The following is a 17,848-nucleotide window of genomic DNA, read 5'->3' on the forward strand; positions in this document are numbered from 1 at the left end:
TTACAGTTGAGGTGTATAGTGGATTTATGGATAAGTCTAACGACTTACCCACAATTCCACTATAGCAACAACAATTACAACATTTTATTTTTGTTGTTTTATTTTATCATTTTTGCTACCTTGGTAGCGTGTTTAAAGTATGCGTACAGGATTGTAAATGCGGTCTCTTTAGGACCATCCTACCGTTCGTACTACACACTTTGTTGATTATAACGAGTGTACCAAGATTCCCTCGATCTTTTAGATCAATCCAGATAAATGGTATCACTCCTTATTTTCTACTTTGACTCTTTTTAACGGTATTTTCAAGATACAATCTAGAAAATTATAGTCATCCTGAATTTATTTCAGGATCTACTATAAGGGATGCTGAACCAAGTTCAGCATGACAAGGTAAAAAAGTCTGGATTCCCGCCTGCGCGGGAATGACATCGAAAATTCGAGCCATGCAACAACGCCTACGCGGCTCGCAATGACGATTTTGATATTCACACAGGAAGAACGTTAAGAAACAAATATTAGAAAAATCTTTTAGCAGCTCATTCGGTAGCTTTTCTTGTTGGTGTAATTTCCTTAATCTGAGTGGGAATTATTAAAGTATAGACTAGTTCTTGGGCATTATTTAAAGTAATTTCTATTCTACCGTAATGAGCGTTAATTATTTTTGTTACCTCTGACAAAACAAAATTATCATATATTTCATTTGAGGAATTCAATAAATTATCTCTGCTATCCGGCTTTACTTTAATCCTAGTAAAAATTAAAATAATTTTTACGGCATCTTTTTTAGTCTTAAGTAAGCCGCTAGAATCTTGACCATATTCAAGCCCATACTCATCAAGATAGGCATCTTCAAATAAAAAATGCGCAATATTACTTTCCGAACTTAATCGTCCGTAATCTAGCAGAGTAATAACAGCACTCCGCATTAACTCTTCATCAATTTCTAGTTTTTCATATTGCACTCTAAAAATAGTGCTAATTTGCATCTCGGAATTAAAATTAATTTCTTTATAGTGATTGAGTACTCCGGCAAAGAACTGTTTTAATTCTACGCCGGCAGGTTTTATTGGTACTTCATCTTTAATTTTTAATATTACTTCATCTAAATATCCGGCTTCGTTTTTTAATTTTTTGGTTGTTCTTAACAAATTAGCTTTTTCGTGAGCTAATTCTTGTTGTTCAGAATTCCCAATATCAGTTTCTAATGTCTCTAGTTTAGCGTATAGTGATTTAAATAGCTGAAGACAATTCTCATCTAATTTATGCAAAAGCTCTTTTCTCTGTTGGCTTTTTCGATGTTGAGTGACTTTAAATAAATTAAACAAACTAATATTGTTTCTGCGCTCTAAATCTTTTTTATAATTTTCGGATAGCTCATCATATTTTTGTTTCAGTTTAATAAAAGCAAGTAAGATACTACTAAATAATAGCAGAAAATAAATCACTTTAAATTGTATGCTACCGAAATTTCCCGGGATAGGCGCATGAGTATATAATTTAAAAAACTCGCTCGAAATAATAATTCCAAGACCCAGCATTAAGATTGTCATTTGCCAACGCAGTATAATACCCATAACAATCATATTCAGCATAAAAACCATTAGCTGTATTTCACTAAAATGACTAATTATAACTAAAATACTACCGACACAAATAAGAATATAAAATATCGCTACATTCCAATATATCGTTATGAATTTTTCATTTTTAAAGCTATTCGGCCATATTGGATATGATAATAAAATTGTCGACATTATTAGCACGGAATGATAAATAAAATTATAAATCTCTTTATAATGAATTCTTAAATTTTCAGGTATGGTATAAAGGGAAGAATAAGTAGAGGCTATTATAAAAATTCCCAGATAAGTGTAAGTGATTTCTTCTCGCGGTAAATTATTAGTACAAAATCTTAATATATTAAATTCCTTAATATTCGTAATAAAATTTTGTATTTTACGTTTCCGCTCCATTCTAAATACTAGTAAAGGCAGAGGAATTTTTACTCCCACCCATCCTCCCGGTTGCTTTAGCACATAATGGCTAGCGAATAAGAAAATCATATTCATAAAAGTAGCGGGTACTACCCCTACAATATCCGTATTCGGAGAAATATATTTCCATAAAATAATCGAGATAAAGCCGGCTGCCATGCCTATTAAAACCGATTTAGAAGAGCTGCGAAACCCTAATACCGCAAAAAGTATCGGCATTGCAACAATAGGCATATAAAATTCATTAATTAATATAAATAAGTTAAATAAATTGCTAGAAGAGAAGGCCGCTATAATTGCAGATATTCCGACCGCTACCGCAAATAATTGAGAAGAAAATAGTTCATGCTTTTTCACCCACTTTATTCCCAAAGGATTACAAAAATCATGGGCAAATATTATAGCCGAAGCATTTATATAGGAATCCGCCGTCGACATTAACATTGATATTATACCTATTAAAACAAATCCCTTAAAACCCGGATAAGTATAATTATCGATAATATAGCTTAATAAACTATCCGCTGCTATATCATTTTTAACGGATAATAATAAAATTGCTATCCAATCCATAAATAGATAAATAACTATCAGAATTATTCCGGAAATAAAAAAAGTCTTCCTTATTTGTTTAGTGTTTTTAGCCATTGAAACCCTTTGAAACATTGCCGGGTCCAGGCATATGGGATATGCAAAAAGAGGAAAAAGTATTATTAAACTCCAAAAATGCGGATTGTGATAGCTAAATACTTCTTTAAAATCAAAGGCTGAATTATAAGTAATCGTATCAAATACAATTTCCGGATTATGCAGAGTTCCCCAAATTACCAATGCTAGAATCGGTATAAAAGCACCGAAAGTAAGAAATTGGATAATATCGGTAAAAGTAACCGCTTTTATGCCGCCGCCGGCTGAATAGATAATTACTACCATACCGCTAATGATAGTGGCATAGATACTATTTATACCGAAAAAATAACTTAAAACTGTTGAAGCCACCTTAAATTGCATGGCAACGGCACCGGCCGTTAAAGCAATACTGCAAATTGCGGTAATAACCCGAATATTCTTACCGAAAAGATTACCCATAGCTTCGGCAATAGATAAGGTACCCAAAAATTCCGCCATTCTTGGGGCTAAAAAATATGCCGTTATAAAAAAAGCCGATATCTCTCCGACATTTAAAAATATATAAGCTAAACCGTCGCTATAAGTTTTAGATAAAGTTAAAGAAAAAACCCCGCCGCCGATAAAAGTTGCAATAATAGTCGCAACAATAGTCGGAGTAGAAAAATTCCTATCCCCTACCGCATATTCTTTTATAGTTTTAATATTGCGGCCGTAATATATGCCGATACCTAAATTAACGGCTAGAAAGCCGAGAAAAATAACAATATCTAAATTACTCATTATTACATCTTTTTTTAATTAAGCTTTACCTGGGTAGTTATTATAATTATACAAAAAAATAATTCTACTAATAATTTTATTAGTAATAACAGATTTAAATTAAATATTATTTTTATATAGTATTTTAGTCAAAATTTATTTATAATAATATTAACTAAAAAGCTTAGTATTACTATTTTTGTTGAAAAGTTATCGCTTTTTCTAAACAATTAAATTTTAGTTGTTAAACCCGCTTTTTAATAAACCCTTGAAAATAGTAGCTTTTGATAATATTATTTTTCTGTTTATAAATTTTTAGTTATATAATTTTAAAAAATTAGATTTATTATAATTGCTTGCTTTCAATGAGTATTACAAAATAATAATTGCTTAACAACTAAAATAATTAATATAAAGGAGGTATGTTTGGTTGATATTATTACTTGCCTTCTTCATGAGGATTTACTTAAACACGGCATAAAAGCAGAAATATCCGGTAGAATTAAAGAACCTGAATCTATCTTAAGGAAAATAATAAGAAAAGAAACTACTTTAGAACAATTAACTGATATTATTGCATTCCGAGTCATAGTAGCAGATAAAAAGGAATGTTATAAAGCGCGCGATATTATTTATAAGCTTTATAATGTGGATTTACAAAAAAGCAAAAATTTCATCGATAGCCCTAAAGAAAACGGCTATCAATCTTTACATATCGTAATTGAGATTAACCCTTATAAACGAAAAATAGAAATACAAATACGTACAGTAGAAATGCATGAACAAGCGGAAACAGGCAAATCGGCGCATTGGCAATATAAATTTGAGAATGAAGAAAAATTTCAAAGGATTGGTAATAGTAGTATTTTATTAAGAAAAGTATACGAAGCTATAAAACAAAATAATTGCACGGAAAACGACCTACTAGTTTATGAAAAAGCATTAAGAGCTACATTAAATTATATGGTTTGTCACATTCAAGATGAACTTTAAAGTATGTCATTCTAGCTAAAAGCGGGAATCTAGAAAAAAGTATAAAAGTCATCCTGAATTTATTTCAGGATATACTAAAAAAAGATGCGCAAAACTTGTTCAGCATGACAAGAAAAAGTTTGGATTCCCGCCTTCGGGCGTTGTTGCATGGCTCGATCTTACCCCGTCATTGCGAGGAGGCACAAAGTGCCGACGTGGCAATCCAGGCTATCCCGAATGTAATGAGAGATTTAATTAGAATGCCAAAAAGCTTATATAGGTGGCAAGTTTAGCATAAAAATATGTTTATACTTGATTGCCGCGTCGGCACTTTGTGCCTCCTCGCAATGACGATTCTGGTAGCTATGCAATAAATCCGGCTTGACCACGGGGTGACAGTTTTAGACACTTTTTACCATCCACGTAACAATGCGTTGCAAGGAGGCGCGGGTATTACCTATTTACAATATAGCCTTTTGCAGCATATCGTTAAGTCTTTTTGAAAAAGCACCGCTATCCGCTACCGGCTCCCCCTCTAAAATACAAGCCTGATCGAATATTAACTTAACTAGCTCTTCGTTATTTTTATTATTCACTTTTAAATCATTAAAGATTTTTTCTATTATTTTGTTTTTAGGATTTAATTCTAGATTCTTCGCTGAAGAATTAAGGATTTGCTTTTGTTCAATTAAAAATCTCTCCATCCGAATATCCATAGCCGCCTCACTAACGGCAAGGCATGCAGGGCTTGAGGTAAGCTTTCTTGAAATTCTTACTTCTTTTACTAAATCTCCTAATATTTCTTTAAAATAATTAGTTAATTCTTGATATTCATCATCTGATTTTTTAGTATCTTTTTCTTCTTCAGAAGTTCCTATTGCTTTTTCAATATCTATATCACTTCTAGTAGCCGATTTAATAGCATAATCTTTATAGTTATTATTAACATTAACCCAAAAATCATCAACGGTATCGGTAAAGAGTAATACATCGATATTTTTACTTAACAATCCTTCAATTTGTGGACTTGAAAGTAACTTTTCAGGATTATCACCGCTAAGATAATATATTGTATTCTGTCCCTCTTTAAAATTGGCGATATATTCGTCTAAACTAATCATTTTATTATGCAGCGCGCTTCTAAATATACAAACTTCTAATAATTTTTCGTGATCGCTTGTTGCCTCACAAAGCCCTTCTTTTAACGCTCCGCCGAAATTAGCCCAAAAACTGTTATAATCTTCGGGAGAATCTTCTTTCTTTTTCTTTAGCTCCCCAAGCACACGCTTAGTAATAGCATTTTTAATTTTCTCAAGCGTACTATTATGTTGTAGTGACTCACGACTAATATTTAAAGGCAAATCCTCCGAATCTACCACGCCGCGTAAAAACCTTAAATATGACGGGATTAAATCAATATTTTCATCGGAAATAAATACTCTTTTTATATATAGCTTAACACGTCTTTTACGATCGGGATGAAATAAATCATAGGTTTTGGTTGACGGAATAAAAAGCAAATTAGTAAATTCTATCGCTCCTTCATTTTTATTATGCATAGTAAGCCAAGGATCATCGAGGGAATAAGATAAAGTTTTATAAAATTCTTTATATTGTTCTTCGGTGATTTCTGATTTTGCCCTAGTCCATAAAGCCGATGCAGAATTTAATTGTATTTCGTTATTACCTGCTTCATCGATAAAATATATCGGTACTGCTATATGGTCGGAATAGCTTTTAACTATATGTTTTAATCGGAAATGATCAAGATAACTATCTACTTCCTCTTTTTTAACATGCAGTACTACCTCCGTACCTCTAGTAAATTCTCTGCCGGAATCCGATACCGTATATTCTCCTAGTCCGTCAGATTCCCAGCTATAAACGTTATCTTCACCGGCTTTCCTGGAAGTAACGGTAATTTTATCCGCTACCATGAAGCCTGAATAAAACCCTACGCCGAACTGCCCTATTAACATATTATCTTTCTTAGCATCACCGGAAAGATTTTGGAGAAAATTTGCCGTACCGGATCTTGCGATAGTTCCAAGATTCTCGATTAAGTCCTCTTTATTCATACCGATGCCGTTATCACGAATAATAATCTGCCCGCTATCCTTATCGACTTTAACGGTAATTTTTAAAATATTATCCTCACCTAACAAAGTAGCGTTGCTTTGCGATAGATATCTTAGCTTATCGCAAGCATCCGAAGAGTTAGAAATTAATTCCCTTATAAAAATTTCTTTATTACTATAAAGAGAATGAATCATTAAATTTAAAATTTTACCGACTTCGGTATCAAATTTCTTTTTTTCTTGTGTCATATTAAAACCCTAATCTTGAAAATCTTTACATTAATATTATACGGTTTTATAAAAGAAGAAATTGATAAGACCGAAAATCATCATTGCGAGGCGTTGTTGCCTTTCGCCCCTTCTCTTCTATAAAACTGTATGACCTTATATAATCTTTGTTATTCTATATAGTGCTTTAAAAAAGAATTTAAATAGTCTTGCTCTATATTTTTTATCCATATAGTCTTTAAATTGCTTGTTTGACCTTTTATAATTTCCAAATTATTCCTTTCAATACGCCATTCTTTAGATAAAAAACTAATAATTTCCGCGTTGGCTTTACCTTTTTCCGGAATCGCTTTAATTGATAATTTTAAATATAGCTTATCATTTACAGCTATAAAATTATTAACCGAATTAGCTTTCGCGCTAGCCTTAACTTTAAGATTTAAAAATGCTGATTTTAATGAAGGATCATAGGTAAAAATTTCCGGCATCTTAATAAATATTTGAAATTTTTATTTTTAATATCCTATCCGTTAAAAAACAAGTTATTTTTGAGAATGTAAGTTTTGTATTAAAGAAAGCTTGAAAAATAAAAGCTGAACTGATATAAGGTTAGCAATATTCCGGCACCCTTAGCTCAGCTGGATAGAGCAACGGATTTCTAATCCGTAGGTCGGAGGTTCAAATCCTTCAGGGTGCGCCAGTCGTCATTTTTTGACAAATTCACGAACATATCGGACTAGAGAACGCAGAGTATAATCAAGTTTTGAGCCGTCTAATTTATACTTTCATATTCCTTTAATTCTTGCTTAAACACTTCCCAATCAGTTTGCCAATCTTCTAAGCTAAGGCTAGAGGGAAAATCATTTGCGGTTTTATAGAGCATTGTTGCATGACTCGATAAAAGCAGCAATATGTCATTCCCGCGCAGGCGAGAATCCAGTCTTTCCTTTTGTCATTCTGAACTTGTTTCAGCATCTATAAAGAATATCCTGAAATAAATTCAGGATGACAGAAAAGTGTTTTTTCCCGGATTGCCGCTCTAGACTACGTCCCTCCTCGCAATGACGGTGTTTTTTTATAAGGATTTCGAGCCATACAACAACGCCGCTTTATAGAAAAATAAGAAAGCTTAAAACCCCTTTTAATTGTAAAACGGATAATCAAACTTTATATCGCCGTCTATAAACTCTTGTAAATTTTCATCCGGATAATCTGTGCGAACTATGTGAAGCCAAGCATTATGTTCCTCGTCTGTCTTAATATGAATAATAGGGAAAGACGGATTAAAACAGTCTTTTTCAGCATTCGGGGTATAAGAAATATTAAATGCTACTCCCATAGAATTAACCTGTAGGCTTTTATGAGCATTTTTATATAAACAATTTCCTATATCATCAGCTACTTCAGTATTTACCTCAGGATTTTGCCAATGCAAAGCAAAATATACTCCATATATAATCAGTAAAAATATACTAAAAAAAACTGTTAATTTGAGAATGGTTTTAGGGTTTAACACAATTTCTGACCATTCGGTACTTTAGGATCAGCTTTAATTAAACATATATCGTTATTGTTATCCGGAAAACCTACTAATAAGAATTGAGATAAGAAGCCGGCAATATTTTTCTCACCCAAATTTACGCAACCGACTATAGATTCACCTATTAGGTTTTGCGTAGTATAATGTTTTGTGATTTGTGCTGAAGTTTGTAGTATTCCGATTTCTTCCCCAAAGTCAGCCCAAACTTTAAAAGCCGGTTTTTTAGCTCTTGGAAATTCTTCTACTTTAGTAATTGTTCCTGAACGTAATTCAACTTTTTCAAATTCTTCATATGTTATAATTTTCATATTTTTATTATCTTTCTTTAGTTATCTCTTTTGCTTCTCTCCATAATTTTAGCATAAATTCTATAGGTTGACCTTGCAAATTCAGGAGGTTATGTTTTTTAGTAAGTATTTTTAGAGCATTCATACGATTAGCAAATTTTTTATTTGTTCTTCTTAACGTCTCTTCTACATCAAATTCTGAAAAAATACATAAAGAAATTGCGGTATGTAGCAAATCGCCTATTTCTTCCTGCACTCTTTCCGGTGGCTCGGCATCGTCAATAGCTTCTTTTATCTCTCTGCACTCATCAATTGCTTGTTCTAAGATCATCTCATGGTTAGACCAATCAAAGCCAAACGCTCTAGCGTCTTTTTCTAGGGTGATTAAATCTTGCAGAGAATTTTTAGGCTCTAAATTCTTAGCCATATAAACCATATTCCATTTATAATTTTGCGGTTTTAGGTTAAATAAAGGTTTAAAGCCGCAAACTTCATAACTTTTTCCCCATTGCTATATCATGCTCTGAACTTTCATATCCATCCGGATCATTAAACGGCATTTCGATATAATGATTTTTTCTATAAAACGCTAAAGCTTGTGGTGAAGATTCAACATGAATAGTTTTATAATTTTTGCTTTTAAGCCATTTTTCACAAACCTGCAAAAACTTACTGCCAAAATTATTGTTTCTCTTTAGCTCATCAATAACAATGATACGCATTGCAGCTCTTTCATCTGACCATAGCTGGATATGAGAATAGCCGATAATTTCTACTCCTTCATATAGCACTAAATGAGCATGCTGGGTATGATTAAATGTCCAGGTGTAAGGATCTTCAATATTATGAAGTCCGAAGAAATATTTTTGACGGAAATATTTTGCAGCTTCCCATTCTGTTTTATCGTTAGCTTTAAGTATACGTAAAGCTTTGAAACCTGCTTTTTTCAAGGTATAAGGAACTACTTCAATAAGTTTATAGGAGGAACTCATAAAATATATTTGTTTAATAGTTATCTATAATATATATTGCGGTTAAAATTTTAAATGATTTTATGAAAATATTTAATGATATTGCCGTGATTTAATTAACTTGATTATATTAAAGATTTATGATTTAATTGAACAAAATAATTAAAATGATTATTCTTATGGAACAATTAAATGCAACCGATGCAAAACGTGAATTTGGTGAATTACTTATCAAAGCTCAAACAGAGCCTATTAGTATCAGTAAAAACGGTAAGCCTATAGCTGTAATAGTCTCGGATAAAGAATTTCAAGAACTCGAAGCTTTTAAAGAACAAGTATTAAAAATGGCTATTGCTGAAGGAATAGACGATTTAGCAAAAAATAAAATACATAGTCATAAAAATGTTTTTGACAGTTTAAAAATGAAAATTAATGAGCAGATGTAATTTTACGGACAGTGCTAAACGTGATCTTGAAGATATTGTGGATTACACCCTAAAGCATTGGGGAAAACAACAAACCGTAAAATATTTAGACGAGATATATGAAAAAACTATTGCTTTGAGCCATAATCCTAATATAGGAACTTTACGTTCCGATATATATCCTACCATCTTAAGCTTTCCTATAAAAAAACATGTGATTTATTATATAAAGTATGAACAAGGTATTACAGTTATTAGAGTGTTACATACACAAATGCATCACAAGATTCGTAATTTTCCACTTCCTAAATATAAAATAGAATAATGATAAAACTTTTAAAAATTCTACTCTTAAGCTTAATTTGTTTATCTTATAACTGCTTTGCGGAAATCATTCCTACTAATGACTTTAAAGTAATAGAAGAGTATGTAAACAAAGCCGATAAAGATACATTAGTTATTTTTGATGTAGATGACGTGTTAATGATGCCGACCGATGAATTTGCCGTTAATGCTCCAATTAGAAAAGAATTAACACAAAAGTTAAAAGAACGATATTCAAAAGATGAGCTTACATATTTATATAGCTGCGTTTTTGAAAAACGTACTGTTCAGCCTGTTAATTCAAATATGAAAGACTTAATTAACCGCTTAGAACAACGAAATATTCCGGCAATTGCTTTGACGGGATGGTGGACAGGTAAATTCGGTAAAATAACCGAAATGGAAAATTTGAGATTTGACGCTTTAAAACAGCTGGATATTTCTTTTATTAACACTTCTCCTTTTAAAGAAAATATGACTTTCCCGGAATTAAAAAATAAAGGCGGTATCCCTATGCTAAAGTCAGGAGTTATTTTAACGGCTCTTGTAGATAAAGGTTTAGTACTTAAATCTGCTCTTGCCAAATCTAATTTACATTTTAAAAAGATTATTTTTATTGATGACGATTTAAAATACCTTGAATCGGTTGAAAAAGTTTGCCATGAGTTAAATATTGATTTTAAGGGTATCCATTACGGAGCTGCTAAAATAGCTCCTTTGCCTATTCTTGATAAAGAAAAAGAACAATTACGTTATGAAATCCTTGAAAAAGAACATATTTGGCTTTTGGATAAAGAATTAGAAGAAAGATTTTTAAAATAAAATATAGATAACATTCGATTTAAACAGTTTAGCTACTATTTTACCGCTTGAAAAAATAAAAGTGCCGTTTTTGTTATTTAGGTTTTGATATCACAGCATGTTTTGATGAGCGTTGTTGCATGGCTCGAATTTTTGCAAAGTGTTTCGGTGTCATACCGTGGCTTGACCCACTATTGTACGAACGTTGAAAAAAGGCTGTGTCATGCCGTGACTTGATCGCGGGATCTCTTGAAATATGCTATCACAGGTTGCTTTATGAGATACCGTGGTCAAGCCACGGTATGACATTGGGACTATTTTCCGAGCCATGCAACAACGTCCCCATTCTTAAAGAAAGGTTTAAGCCCTCTAACGACAATATACAATCAATTCAACAGAACCTAACAAGTAAAAACAAAAAGCATGAGAAAATTAATATTATTACGCGGTGCGCCCGGAAGCGGTAAATCTACTTTTATCAAAAAACAAAATTTAGAAGGTTTTGCATTATCACCCGATACGGTGCGTATATTAATGGGCGGGATAGTTATGTCGCCTGAAGGTAGAATTATTATTAATTCGGCAAATGATAAAAAAGTATGGATCGAAGTAGAGCGTATTTTAAACGAAAAAATGTTTCGCGGTGAGTTTATAGTAATTGATGCAACTTTTCAGCTGGCACAAGATTTTAAAATGCCGATAAAATTGGCTAATAAACATCGTTATGAAATTTATTGCATAGATTTTACTTCCATATCTATAGAAACGGCATTAGAGCAAAATTTACAAAGAGAATTATATAAACAAGTACCTGAAAATGTTATTACTCGTGCTTATGAACGTTACAAGACAAATCCGATTCCGGAGTTTATTAAGGTTTTTCCGTATGCCGATTTTGAGGAAGTTTCGCTTATAGATAATCTTGACGTGAAAGTCATAGATTTAAACGATTATAAAAAAATTCATCACATAGGTGATATACAAGGCTGTTATGAGCCGATAGCTAAATATTTTGCCGATGGTTTTAAGGTGGATGAATTTTACATTTTCGTCGGTGATTTTCTTGATCGCGGCATTCAAAACGGTGAGGTAATACGCTGGCTAGTAGATGAGGTTATGGAGCGAGGAAATATTGTTATGATATGGGGCAACCATGAAACCCATATTCATAGATATGCCGACGGGCAAGATATTTTAAGTGCGGAATTTGAAAACAACACTCTCCCACAACTTGAAAAAGTTAACTTTACGAGAGATGAGGCTAATCGTTTATGTAATAAATTGGTTGATTGTTTTGTCTATGAGTATGGCGGGGTTAAGTGCCTCGTTAATCATGCAGGCATTGCAGCGATGCCTAGGCATTTAATATTGTTGCCGTCTCATCAATTTTGGAAGGGTACCGGCGTTTATAAGCATCTTGTCGATCAAACTTTTAGTGATAATATGATTAATACTGAGTGGTTGCAGGTACATGGTCATCGTAATACGTCATCATTACCGATTAAAGCGGCAGATAAAAGTTATAATTTAGAAGCAGGCGTAGAATTCGGCGGTAATTTAAGGATCATGACCATAGCCAAAGATAATAAAGTTGCAGAAATTGAAATTCGCAATAATATTTTTTGTAAAGAAGCTAGCCCTAAGGCTTTTAAAGCAACTACCGAAAATGAAGAATATAAAATTAGCAAGTCAACCTTTGAAAAATTGCACAAACATAATTACATTAACCGAAAATATTTTGATTCATACCCGCATATTACTTCCTATAATTTTAGCCGCAAAGCTTTAACTAAAGGAATTTGGGATAAGGTAAGTTTAACCGCACGCGGGTTATTTATAGATAATGATTTGAATATCGTCGTGCGTTCATATGACAAATTTTTTAACCTAGGCGAAAAAAGAGAAACGGAGCTATATAACTTACAAAAAAATTTACTTTTCCCGCTTACTTTATTTGTAAAAGAAAATGGATTTTTAGGGCTTTTGGGTTACGATATAAAAAATGATAGGTTATTTTTCAGTTCAAAATCTACTCCTGAATCAGATTTTACCGGCTGGTTTAAAGAAATTTTAACAACTTCCCTTAATGAGTCACAAATGGATTATCTGCATAAGACCGTTAAGGATAGAAATTTATCGTTAGTATTTGAAGTAAATGATCCTGTTAACGATCCGCATATGATAGAATATAATCAACGTCACGTAGTTTTGCTTGATGCGGTAGTACGCAGCGAAAAATTTAAACGTTTAGATTTTCATGAAATAGAGCAAATTGCTATAAGTTTGGGTGTATCTCACAAACAAAAAGCTATGGTTTTCAATAAATGGGATGCATTTGAGGAATGGTATAAAAATATGGTAGAGCAAGGACAAGATTATACTTTTCACGGAAAGCAAATCGAAGGTTTTGTTGCGGAAGATAGTAACGGTTTTATGTTCAAGATCAAAATGTCCTATTATAGCTTTTGGAAAAGCATACGTAGCTTAAAAGAGCGTATTATTCTAGTACGTAAAACAGGAGGGAATTTAAAGCGTAATCTTTCCGAGCCGGAAGTATCGGCATTTTACAAATGGGCAATAATGCAACCTGATGAAATATTAGAGCGCGATATTATATGGGTCAGAAAAATTTATTTAGCAAGCCGTAATTCATTATGAAAATTATAGTACAAATTAAATGCGGCTCACACCTATACGGCACTTCAACGCCTGCTTCCGATTTGGATATTAAAGGTTTATATATACCGGAAGCGCAGGATATATTATTACAACGTGTTCAGCCTATTATATCTTTTAAACGTCCTAAAATGCACGGTGAAAGAAACACGCCCGACGATGTGGATTACGAGCTTTATAGTATTGAGAGGTTTTTATCTTTACTAACGAACGGTCAACCCATGGCTCTTGATATGCTTTTTGCACCGACAAGCTCGATGCTATTAGAAGCTTTGCCGGAATGGCAGGAAATACAAAATTTAGCACCAAAACTTTTCGTCAAACAAGCGGATTCTTTTCTTAATTATTGTAAAAGACAGGCGAACAAATACGGTATTAAAGGCTCGCGCATTGCGGCAATAAAAACGGCGTGCGATTATCTCAATAAAGCAGCTGCGCGATATGGCGATAATACTAAATTAGCCGCCATTGAAGAAGAACTAAAAACCCTAGTTTTTAATAACGAATATTTAAATTTAGGCATAACTGAAGCTAAAGAAAAATACTTTGAGATATGCAGTAAAAAAGCATTATTAAATAGCTCCGTCAAATTTGCGCTTACAATTGCCGAAAGGCTCATGAACGAATACGGTATGCGAGCAATATCCGCCGAGCATAATGAGGGGATAGATTGGAAAGCTTTGTCGCATGCCGTGCGCGTAGGGCATCAAGCTATAGAATTCTTAACTACCGGCCATATTACTTTTCCTCGCCCCGAAGCTAAGCATTTATTAAATATTAAACTGGGTAAGCTTTCTTTCCGGCAAATAAGCGAAGAAATAGAAGAATTATTAAAGGAAGTAGAATTAGCGGCATTAAATTCACGGCTTCCTAATAATTTTGATCAGTCAATTATTGATGATTTTATTGAGCGAATATATAGAAAACAAATATTAAAAGATTCAGGAATTTATACACCTCATAAACATCACGATCAACGTCTATAAAACTTTTAATGGTTTAACTATTTCGGAAAAACATGAATTTTTAAATTTTATATTCTCGAACCTAGAGCTGAAAGATTGCAAGGTTTATTACCAAGCGGCTTTTCCGCTTTCAAAATCTCTAAAAAATAGTAAGTTGTACCGAATGGCTAGCCGTATAGAACTCGAACCTTGTATTTATATGCTATAAGGTGTTATTATTAGGGTTTTGGTATATTAAGTTTCGGAGAGCGTGACATGGGTGTTGCGAACCCTAAATCAGTACCGCATACCTTATCCAACTTCTCTTAAAGCCCGATGTTCATTGTCGGTGTACACTACCCATTCATCTTCACGATTAAGATATTTTACCAAATTTTCTATAGATAGACGTTTAAGAATATCTATGGTAATGGGGCGTTTATCATTCCAAAAAATAAACGACTCTAGAAATAACCGAGCAGTATATGAGTTTAGTAATTCACAGATGAATCTAGCTTCTTTTTCTGAGTCGCACGGTAAAAAATAAACTGTGTCATCAAAAACAACAGGCTTATTATCCATAGGACCTACAGAGAAAAACTTAAGACTTTTATACAAAGAAGAAATAGCAACTTTCCAGGGAGCAAAAGAGTATTCACCTACCCCAAAAATTGAAAAAGTAGGTTTACTTCTATAGATAGAGCTTTTTCTGCTAGCTAAAGCCTCTACATGAGATTGTAAATATTTCCATGTTAATGATGCACACATTTTTATGGAATTCGTATCTTCACCTATGAATCTTTGAGTTACAATCAGACGTTTTCGGCACATTTTTATTCTTTCATTACCTAAATCCGAACTTTTCAATAGTGGGTATAGATAGTCATCTTCTATTGTAACCTCTTCACCGATACCGTTAATTAAGATATCTCCATTGATTGTAAGCTCCATTACACGACTACAGTCGTGTTTTATTCCAGAACGCCAAGTGTAAAACATACTGGCGCCCTTGAGGAAAGAAAGATTAGTGTAATTATCTATATTTGCCAAAATCATATTATCTTTATAGCTGATATGTTGCGATGGTAATTCATCATCTATGCTTTTATAGATACGGCATTCTTGTTTTTCTTCAGGACTGCCGACAACTGCTACAAATAAACAAGCATCAACAGCAGCACCGAATATTGCTAATGCATCGATTTTATAAATTGAAGCACTTCCAATAGGCTTTTTATGTTTCCAGGCATAGGCAAGAATTTTTCTTGCCACATGGGTTTTACATAAAATTGCTAAAGCCCCATGTTTTTGTTCTAACCATTCTAAATACTTAAGAATCATCCATTCAGAGATATCAAAATTTGCCTTTCCGGTAATAGCCTCAAGACCATTTCTGCTTTGAAAATTATTTTTTGCCGGAAGATTTGAGCCTCCTACTGCACTAATATTAGAGTTTGTAACCCATGGTGGATTACCGGTAATCAGAACAGGTTCTATTAAGGAGGCAAGTACTTTATTCCAATCTAATGAAAAGAAATCAGCATTGATTATGTCAATGTGATTTTTAATGTTCTTTTCATAAATGCTATGGCGTAGATATTGAAGGTAAGATTTGTTAATTTCGATCCCTGTATAAGAATCAGCAGTAGGAAATATATTTGTAGCAGCAAATAAAAAAGAGCCTTTTCCACAGGTGGGTTCTAGAATAGATCGTGGTTGAAAGGGAAGACATTTTTGAACGCGTCTTAATACTTGGATAGAAAAATTTTCCGGTGTCTGAAAATCACCAAATATCTTGATCGTTTTTGTGTTCTGTGCTTCCAACATATCTAGCCTTTTCAATTACCTTATTTTATGAATACCCTCAATCTCTCCTGCTTTTTGTATAACTCGACTATATTGTAGCCGCCATTGTAATGCGTTTGAAATTGTCAAATATCCCTGAAAAGGAGGGTTCACGAGGATTTCTTCAGCAATATTTTTTGCTTCTATTTCATCGATTGGCAGATTCCGATCTTGAATGAATGCAATGAGATCATCTACATTTCCATCACGTTCCAAAATTTCACTAATACCTTTTGTTGTTTGATAATCAGAGGTTCTTTCTTTATCAATAAAAATTGTATATTGTATATCAAGACGAGCTGTTTGATTTTTTACGTCATCAGATTTTTCATATACGAATACAAGCAAGTTATATCCTAGTCCATAAATCTTTTGTCGCGCTGATTTATACGGACATGAAGACTGTGGTTGTTTAATGCTGGTTACTTTCATGTCTATTTCGAGGACTGGAAAGTCTATTCCAAAAGCTGAATTACCTTCAACATATTCATAGTTTTCTGCAAGATATGCTTTAAATTTATGTTCTAAATAAGTGCCAACAGCTTTTCCGTCAGTTACACCATAAAGCACAGGTTCGTCATATTTACTTTCCATTTCCGCAAATAGTAAAGCTTCGTTGAAAAGAATTTCTATGGTAAGAGGCTTTTTCATCTGTTTATTCATATGTTAGGAGCAAATTGAGACTCTAGAAATATCCCTTAAAGTTTCATACAAATTACTATATGCAATACTACATTAAAAAATGAGAAGAGGAAGTTATATTTACAAAATTGTAAGTAATATAAAGTGAATTTATACGAATTTGACAACGCATCTCAAGGGTTTTGAGTTTTGTTTCACGGCACGGATATCATAGTTCTACCGTCAAAATGCTAAGGATACAATGGATAATATCTTAAACTAAATATAAGCTATAGTTGATCTTTGCAGGAATAGCTAGCATCGCAACGACTTCGTTATAATAACCCCACCATAAGCAAAAACAATATTCTTAAAACCAGTATCTTGCCGGCACAGATACAACACCGGGGATTGAAAGTTGAATTACAACTAACCCATTCTAATAAAAGGCTTTATCTTTGGAAATTTTTATCCTATTTTTCTATAAAGGAATAGAGAAAACAGTTGTTGCATGGCTCGATAAAGTAGCAGTATGTCATTCCCGCCTACGCGGGAAGGTGTTGTTGCGTGGATCAGAAAATAGTGATTTGACCATTTTTGCAAAGCGATCCGGTGTCATGCCGTGGCTTGACTCACTACTGTACGAACGTTTAAATAAAGAGGTAAAAATTCTGTCATTCCGTGGCTACGACCACGGAATCCAGCTTATAATATCATAAAAAGATTCTAAAATAAGTCTAATATGGCTTT

General features: G+C 33.1%; 18 protein-coding genes and 1 tRNA gene. 9 read left to right on the forward strand and 10 right to left on the reverse strand.

Annotated elements, in window-relative coordinates; translation table 11 throughout:
• Positions 1 to 539 precede the first annotated feature (539 nt).
• A complete protein-coding gene (locus AAGD64_RS07235; protein ID WP_341792912.1) occupies positions 540 to 3,407 on the reverse strand; it encodes a sodium:solute symporter family protein in 2,868 nt (955 codons plus the stop codon).
• A gap of 405 nt (positions 3,408 to 3,812) precedes the next feature.
• On the opposite strand from AAGD64_RS07235, the gene AAGD64_RS07240 reads away from it, so the two are divergent.
• Positions 3,813 to 4,379, forward strand: a complete 567-nt coding sequence (locus AAGD64_RS07240) for a bifunctional (p)ppGpp synthetase/guanosine-3',5'-bis(diphosphate) 3'-pyrophosphohydrolase (RefSeq protein WP_341792913.1) — start codon at positions 3,813 to 3,815, stop codon at positions 4,377 to 4,379.
• A gap of 104 nt (positions 4,380 to 4,483) precedes the next feature.
• Entirely contained in the window at positions 4,484 to 4,651 is a 168-nt protein-coding gene (locus tag AAGD64_RS07245) for a hypothetical protein (RefSeq protein ID WP_341792914.1), read from the forward strand.
• Between the two features lie 168 nt (positions 4,652 to 4,819).
• Here the strand turns inward: AAGD64_RS07245 and htpG are convergent, their stop codons facing one another.
• Together htpG and AAGD64_RS07255 are read right to left on the reverse strand one after the other, a co-directional pair.
• Positions 4,820 to 6,685 (reverse strand): molecular chaperone HtpG, encoded by a 1,866-nt coding sequence (gene htpG, locus AAGD64_RS07250; RefSeq protein ID WP_253308616.1) that lies wholly within the window; start codon positions 6,683 to 6,685, stop codon positions 4,820 to 4,822.
• Positions 6,686 to 6,834: 149 nt separating this feature from the next.
• Positions 6,835 to 7,152 carry a DUF167 family protein gene (locus AAGD64_RS07255; protein WP_341792915.1) on the reverse strand — a complete coding sequence of 106 codons (318 nt, stop codon included), beginning with the start codon at positions 7,150 to 7,152 and terminating at the stop codon, positions 6,835 to 6,837.
• 135 nt (positions 7,153 to 7,287) lie between these two features.
• Between AAGD64_RS07255 and AAGD64_RS07260 the strand changes: the two genes are divergently transcribed.
• Positions 7,288 to 7,364 (forward strand) — tRNA-Arg (locus AAGD64_RS07260).
• A gap of 441 nt (positions 7,365 to 7,805) precedes the next feature.
• Here AAGD64_RS07260 and AAGD64_RS07265 read toward each other — a convergent pair.
• From AAGD64_RS07265 to AAGD64_RS07280, 4 genes are all read right to left on the reverse strand, one after another.
• The gene (locus AAGD64_RS07265) at positions 7,806 to 8,180 is read right to left on the reverse strand and encodes a hypothetical protein (protein WP_341792916.1); all 375 of its coding nucleotides are present in this window, start codon (positions 8,178 to 8,180) and stop codon (positions 7,806 to 7,808) included.
• Positions 8,174 to 8,512, reverse strand: a complete 339-nt coding sequence (locus tag AAGD64_RS07270) for a tRNA-binding protein (RefSeq protein WP_341792917.1) — start codon at positions 8,510 to 8,512, stop codon at positions 8,174 to 8,176. The genes AAGD64_RS07265 and AAGD64_RS07270 overlap by 7 nt, the downstream gene beginning before the upstream one ends.
• A 7-nt stretch (positions 8,513 to 8,519) precedes the next feature.
• Positions 8,520 to 8,918: a MazG nucleotide pyrophosphohydrolase domain-containing protein gene (locus AAGD64_RS07275; RefSeq protein WP_341792918.1), complete on the reverse strand. Its 399-nt coding sequence runs from the start codon at positions 8,916 to 8,918 to the stop codon at positions 8,520 to 8,522.
• Positions 8,919 to 8,982: 64 nt separating this feature from the next.
• Entirely contained in the window at positions 8,983 to 9,483 is a 501-nt protein-coding gene (locus tag AAGD64_RS07280; protein ID WP_341792919.1) for a GNAT family N-acetyltransferase, read from the reverse strand.
• Between the two features lie 158 nt (positions 9,484 to 9,641).
• Here AAGD64_RS07280 and AAGD64_RS07285 point away from each other — a divergent pair, with 158 nt between their 5' ends.
• The 3 genes from AAGD64_RS07285 to AAGD64_RS07295 are packed head-to-tail and all read left to right on the forward strand — an operon-like array spanning position 9,642 to position 11,033.
• Positions 9,642 to 9,908 (forward strand): type II toxin-antitoxin system Phd/YefM family antitoxin, encoded by a 267-nt coding sequence (locus AAGD64_RS07285; protein WP_341792920.1) that lies wholly within the window; start codon positions 9,642 to 9,644, stop codon positions 9,906 to 9,908.
• Positions 9,895 to 10,212: a type II toxin-antitoxin system RelE/ParE family toxin gene (locus AAGD64_RS07290; protein WP_341792921.1), complete on the forward strand. Its 318-nt coding sequence runs from the start codon at positions 9,895 to 9,897 to the stop codon at positions 10,210 to 10,212. The genes AAGD64_RS07285 and AAGD64_RS07290 overlap by 14 nt, the downstream gene beginning before the upstream one ends.
• Positions 10,212 to 11,033, forward strand: a complete 822-nt coding sequence (locus AAGD64_RS07295) for a DUF2608 domain-containing protein (protein WP_341792922.1) — start codon at positions 10,212 to 10,214, stop codon at positions 11,031 to 11,033. The genes AAGD64_RS07290 and AAGD64_RS07295 overlap by 1 nt, the downstream gene beginning before the upstream one ends.
• Positions 11,034 to 11,183: 150 nt before the next feature.
• Here AAGD64_RS07295 and AAGD64_RS07300 read toward each other — a convergent pair whose 3' ends face one another.
• Complete coding sequence (locus AAGD64_RS07300) at positions 11,184 to 11,342, reverse strand: hypothetical protein (protein ID WP_341792923.1); 159 nt, start codon at positions 11,340 to 11,342, stop codon at positions 11,184 to 11,186.
• 93 nt (positions 11,343 to 11,435) lie between these two features.
• Here AAGD64_RS07300 and AAGD64_RS07305 point away from each other — a divergent pair, with 93 nt between their 5' ends.
• Together AAGD64_RS07305 and AAGD64_RS07310 are read left to right on the forward strand one after the other, a co-directional pair.
• Complete coding sequence (locus tag AAGD64_RS07305) at positions 11,436 to 13,670, forward strand: RNA ligase (protein ID WP_341792924.1); 2,235 nt, start codon at positions 11,436 to 11,438, stop codon at positions 13,668 to 13,670.
• A complete protein-coding gene (locus AAGD64_RS07310; protein WP_253308635.1) occupies positions 13,667 to 14,674 on the forward strand; it encodes a DNA polymerase beta superfamily protein in 1,008 nt (335 codons plus the stop codon). Before AAGD64_RS07305 ends, AAGD64_RS07310 begins: the two co-directional genes overlap by 4 nt.
• Positions 14,675 to 14,944: 270 nt before the next feature.
• Here AAGD64_RS07310 and AAGD64_RS07315 read toward each other — a convergent pair whose 3' ends face one another.
• Positions 14,945 to 16,459: an N-6 DNA methylase gene (locus tag AAGD64_RS07315; RefSeq protein WP_341792925.1), complete on the reverse strand. Its 1,515-nt coding sequence runs from the start codon at positions 16,457 to 16,459 to the stop codon at positions 14,945 to 14,947.
• 15 nt (positions 16,460 to 16,474) lie between these two features.
• On the reverse strand, positions 16,475 to 17,128 hold the full coding sequence (locus tag AAGD64_RS07320) for a hypothetical protein (protein WP_253308637.1): 654 nt from the start codon (positions 17,126 to 17,128) through the stop codon (positions 16,475 to 16,477).
• 428 nt (positions 17,129 to 17,556) lie between these two features.
• On the opposite strand from AAGD64_RS07320, the gene AAGD64_RS07325 reads away from it, so the two are divergent.
• Positions 17,557 to 17,817 (forward strand): hypothetical protein, encoded by a 261-nt coding sequence (locus tag AAGD64_RS07325; RefSeq protein ID WP_341792926.1) that lies wholly within the window; start codon positions 17,557 to 17,559, stop codon positions 17,815 to 17,817.
• Positions 17,818 to 17,848 lie beyond the last annotated feature (31 nt).

This window comes from Rickettsia endosymbiont of Ceutorhynchus obstrictus, assembly GCF_964026565.1.
Lineage (GTDB): Bacteria > Pseudomonadota > Alphaproteobacteria > Rickettsiales > Rickettsiaceae > Rickettsia.

Excerpts from the sequence above, each read along its gene's own strand:
- AAGD64_RS07235 (WP_341792912.1), bottom strand. The coding sequence starts at position 3,407 with ATGAGTAATTTAGATATTGTTATTTTTCTCGGCTTTCTAGCCGTTAAT.
- AAGD64_RS07245 (WP_341792914.1), top strand. The coding sequence starts at position 4,484 with ATGACAAGAAAAAGTTTGGATTCCCGCCTTCGGGCGTTGTTGCATGGC.
- htpG (WP_253308616.1), bottom strand. The coding sequence starts at position 6,685 with ATGACACAAGAAAAAAAGAAATTTGATACCGAAGTCGGTAAAATTTTA.
- AAGD64_RS07255 (WP_341792915.1), bottom strand. The coding sequence starts at position 7,152 with ATGCCGGAAATTTTTACCTATGATCCTTCATTAAAATCAGCATTTTTA.
- AAGD64_RS07270 (WP_341792917.1), bottom strand. The coding sequence starts at position 8,512 with ATGAAAATTATAACATATGAAGAATTTGAAAAAGTTGAATTACGTTCA.
- AAGD64_RS07275 (WP_341792918.1), bottom strand. The coding sequence starts at position 8,918 with ATGGCTAAGAATTTAGAGCCTAAAAATTCTCTGCAAGATTTAATCACC.
- AAGD64_RS07280 (WP_341792919.1), bottom strand. The coding sequence starts at position 9,483 with ATGAGTTCCTCCTATAAACTTATTGAAGTAGTTCCTTATACCTTGAAA.
- AAGD64_RS07285 (WP_341792920.1), top strand. The coding sequence starts at position 9,642 with ATGGAACAATTAAATGCAACCGATGCAAAACGTGAATTTGGTGAATTA.
- AAGD64_RS07290 (WP_341792921.1), top strand. The coding sequence starts at position 9,895 with ATGAGCAGATGTAATTTTACGGACAGTGCTAAACGTGATCTTGAAGAT.
- AAGD64_RS07295 (WP_341792922.1), top strand. The coding sequence starts at position 10,212 with ATGATAAAACTTTTAAAAATTCTACTCTTAAGCTTAATTTGTTTATCT.
- AAGD64_RS07300 (WP_341792923.1), bottom strand. The coding sequence starts at position 11,342 with ATGGCTCGGAAAATAGTCCCAATGTCATACCGTGGCTTGACCACGGTA.
- AAGD64_RS07305 (WP_341792924.1), top strand. The coding sequence starts at position 11,436 with ATGAGAAAATTAATATTATTACGCGGTGCGCCCGGAAGCGGTAAATCT.
- AAGD64_RS07310 (WP_253308635.1), top strand. The coding sequence starts at position 13,667 with ATGAAAATTATAGTACAAATTAAATGCGGCTCACACCTATACGGCACT.
- AAGD64_RS07315 (WP_341792925.1), bottom strand. The coding sequence starts at position 16,459 with ATGTTGGAAGCACAGAACACAAAAACGATCAAGATATTTGGTGATTTT.
- AAGD64_RS07320 (WP_253308637.1), bottom strand. The coding sequence starts at position 17,128 with ATGAAAAAGCCTCTTACCATAGAAATTCTTTTCAACGAAGCTTTACTA.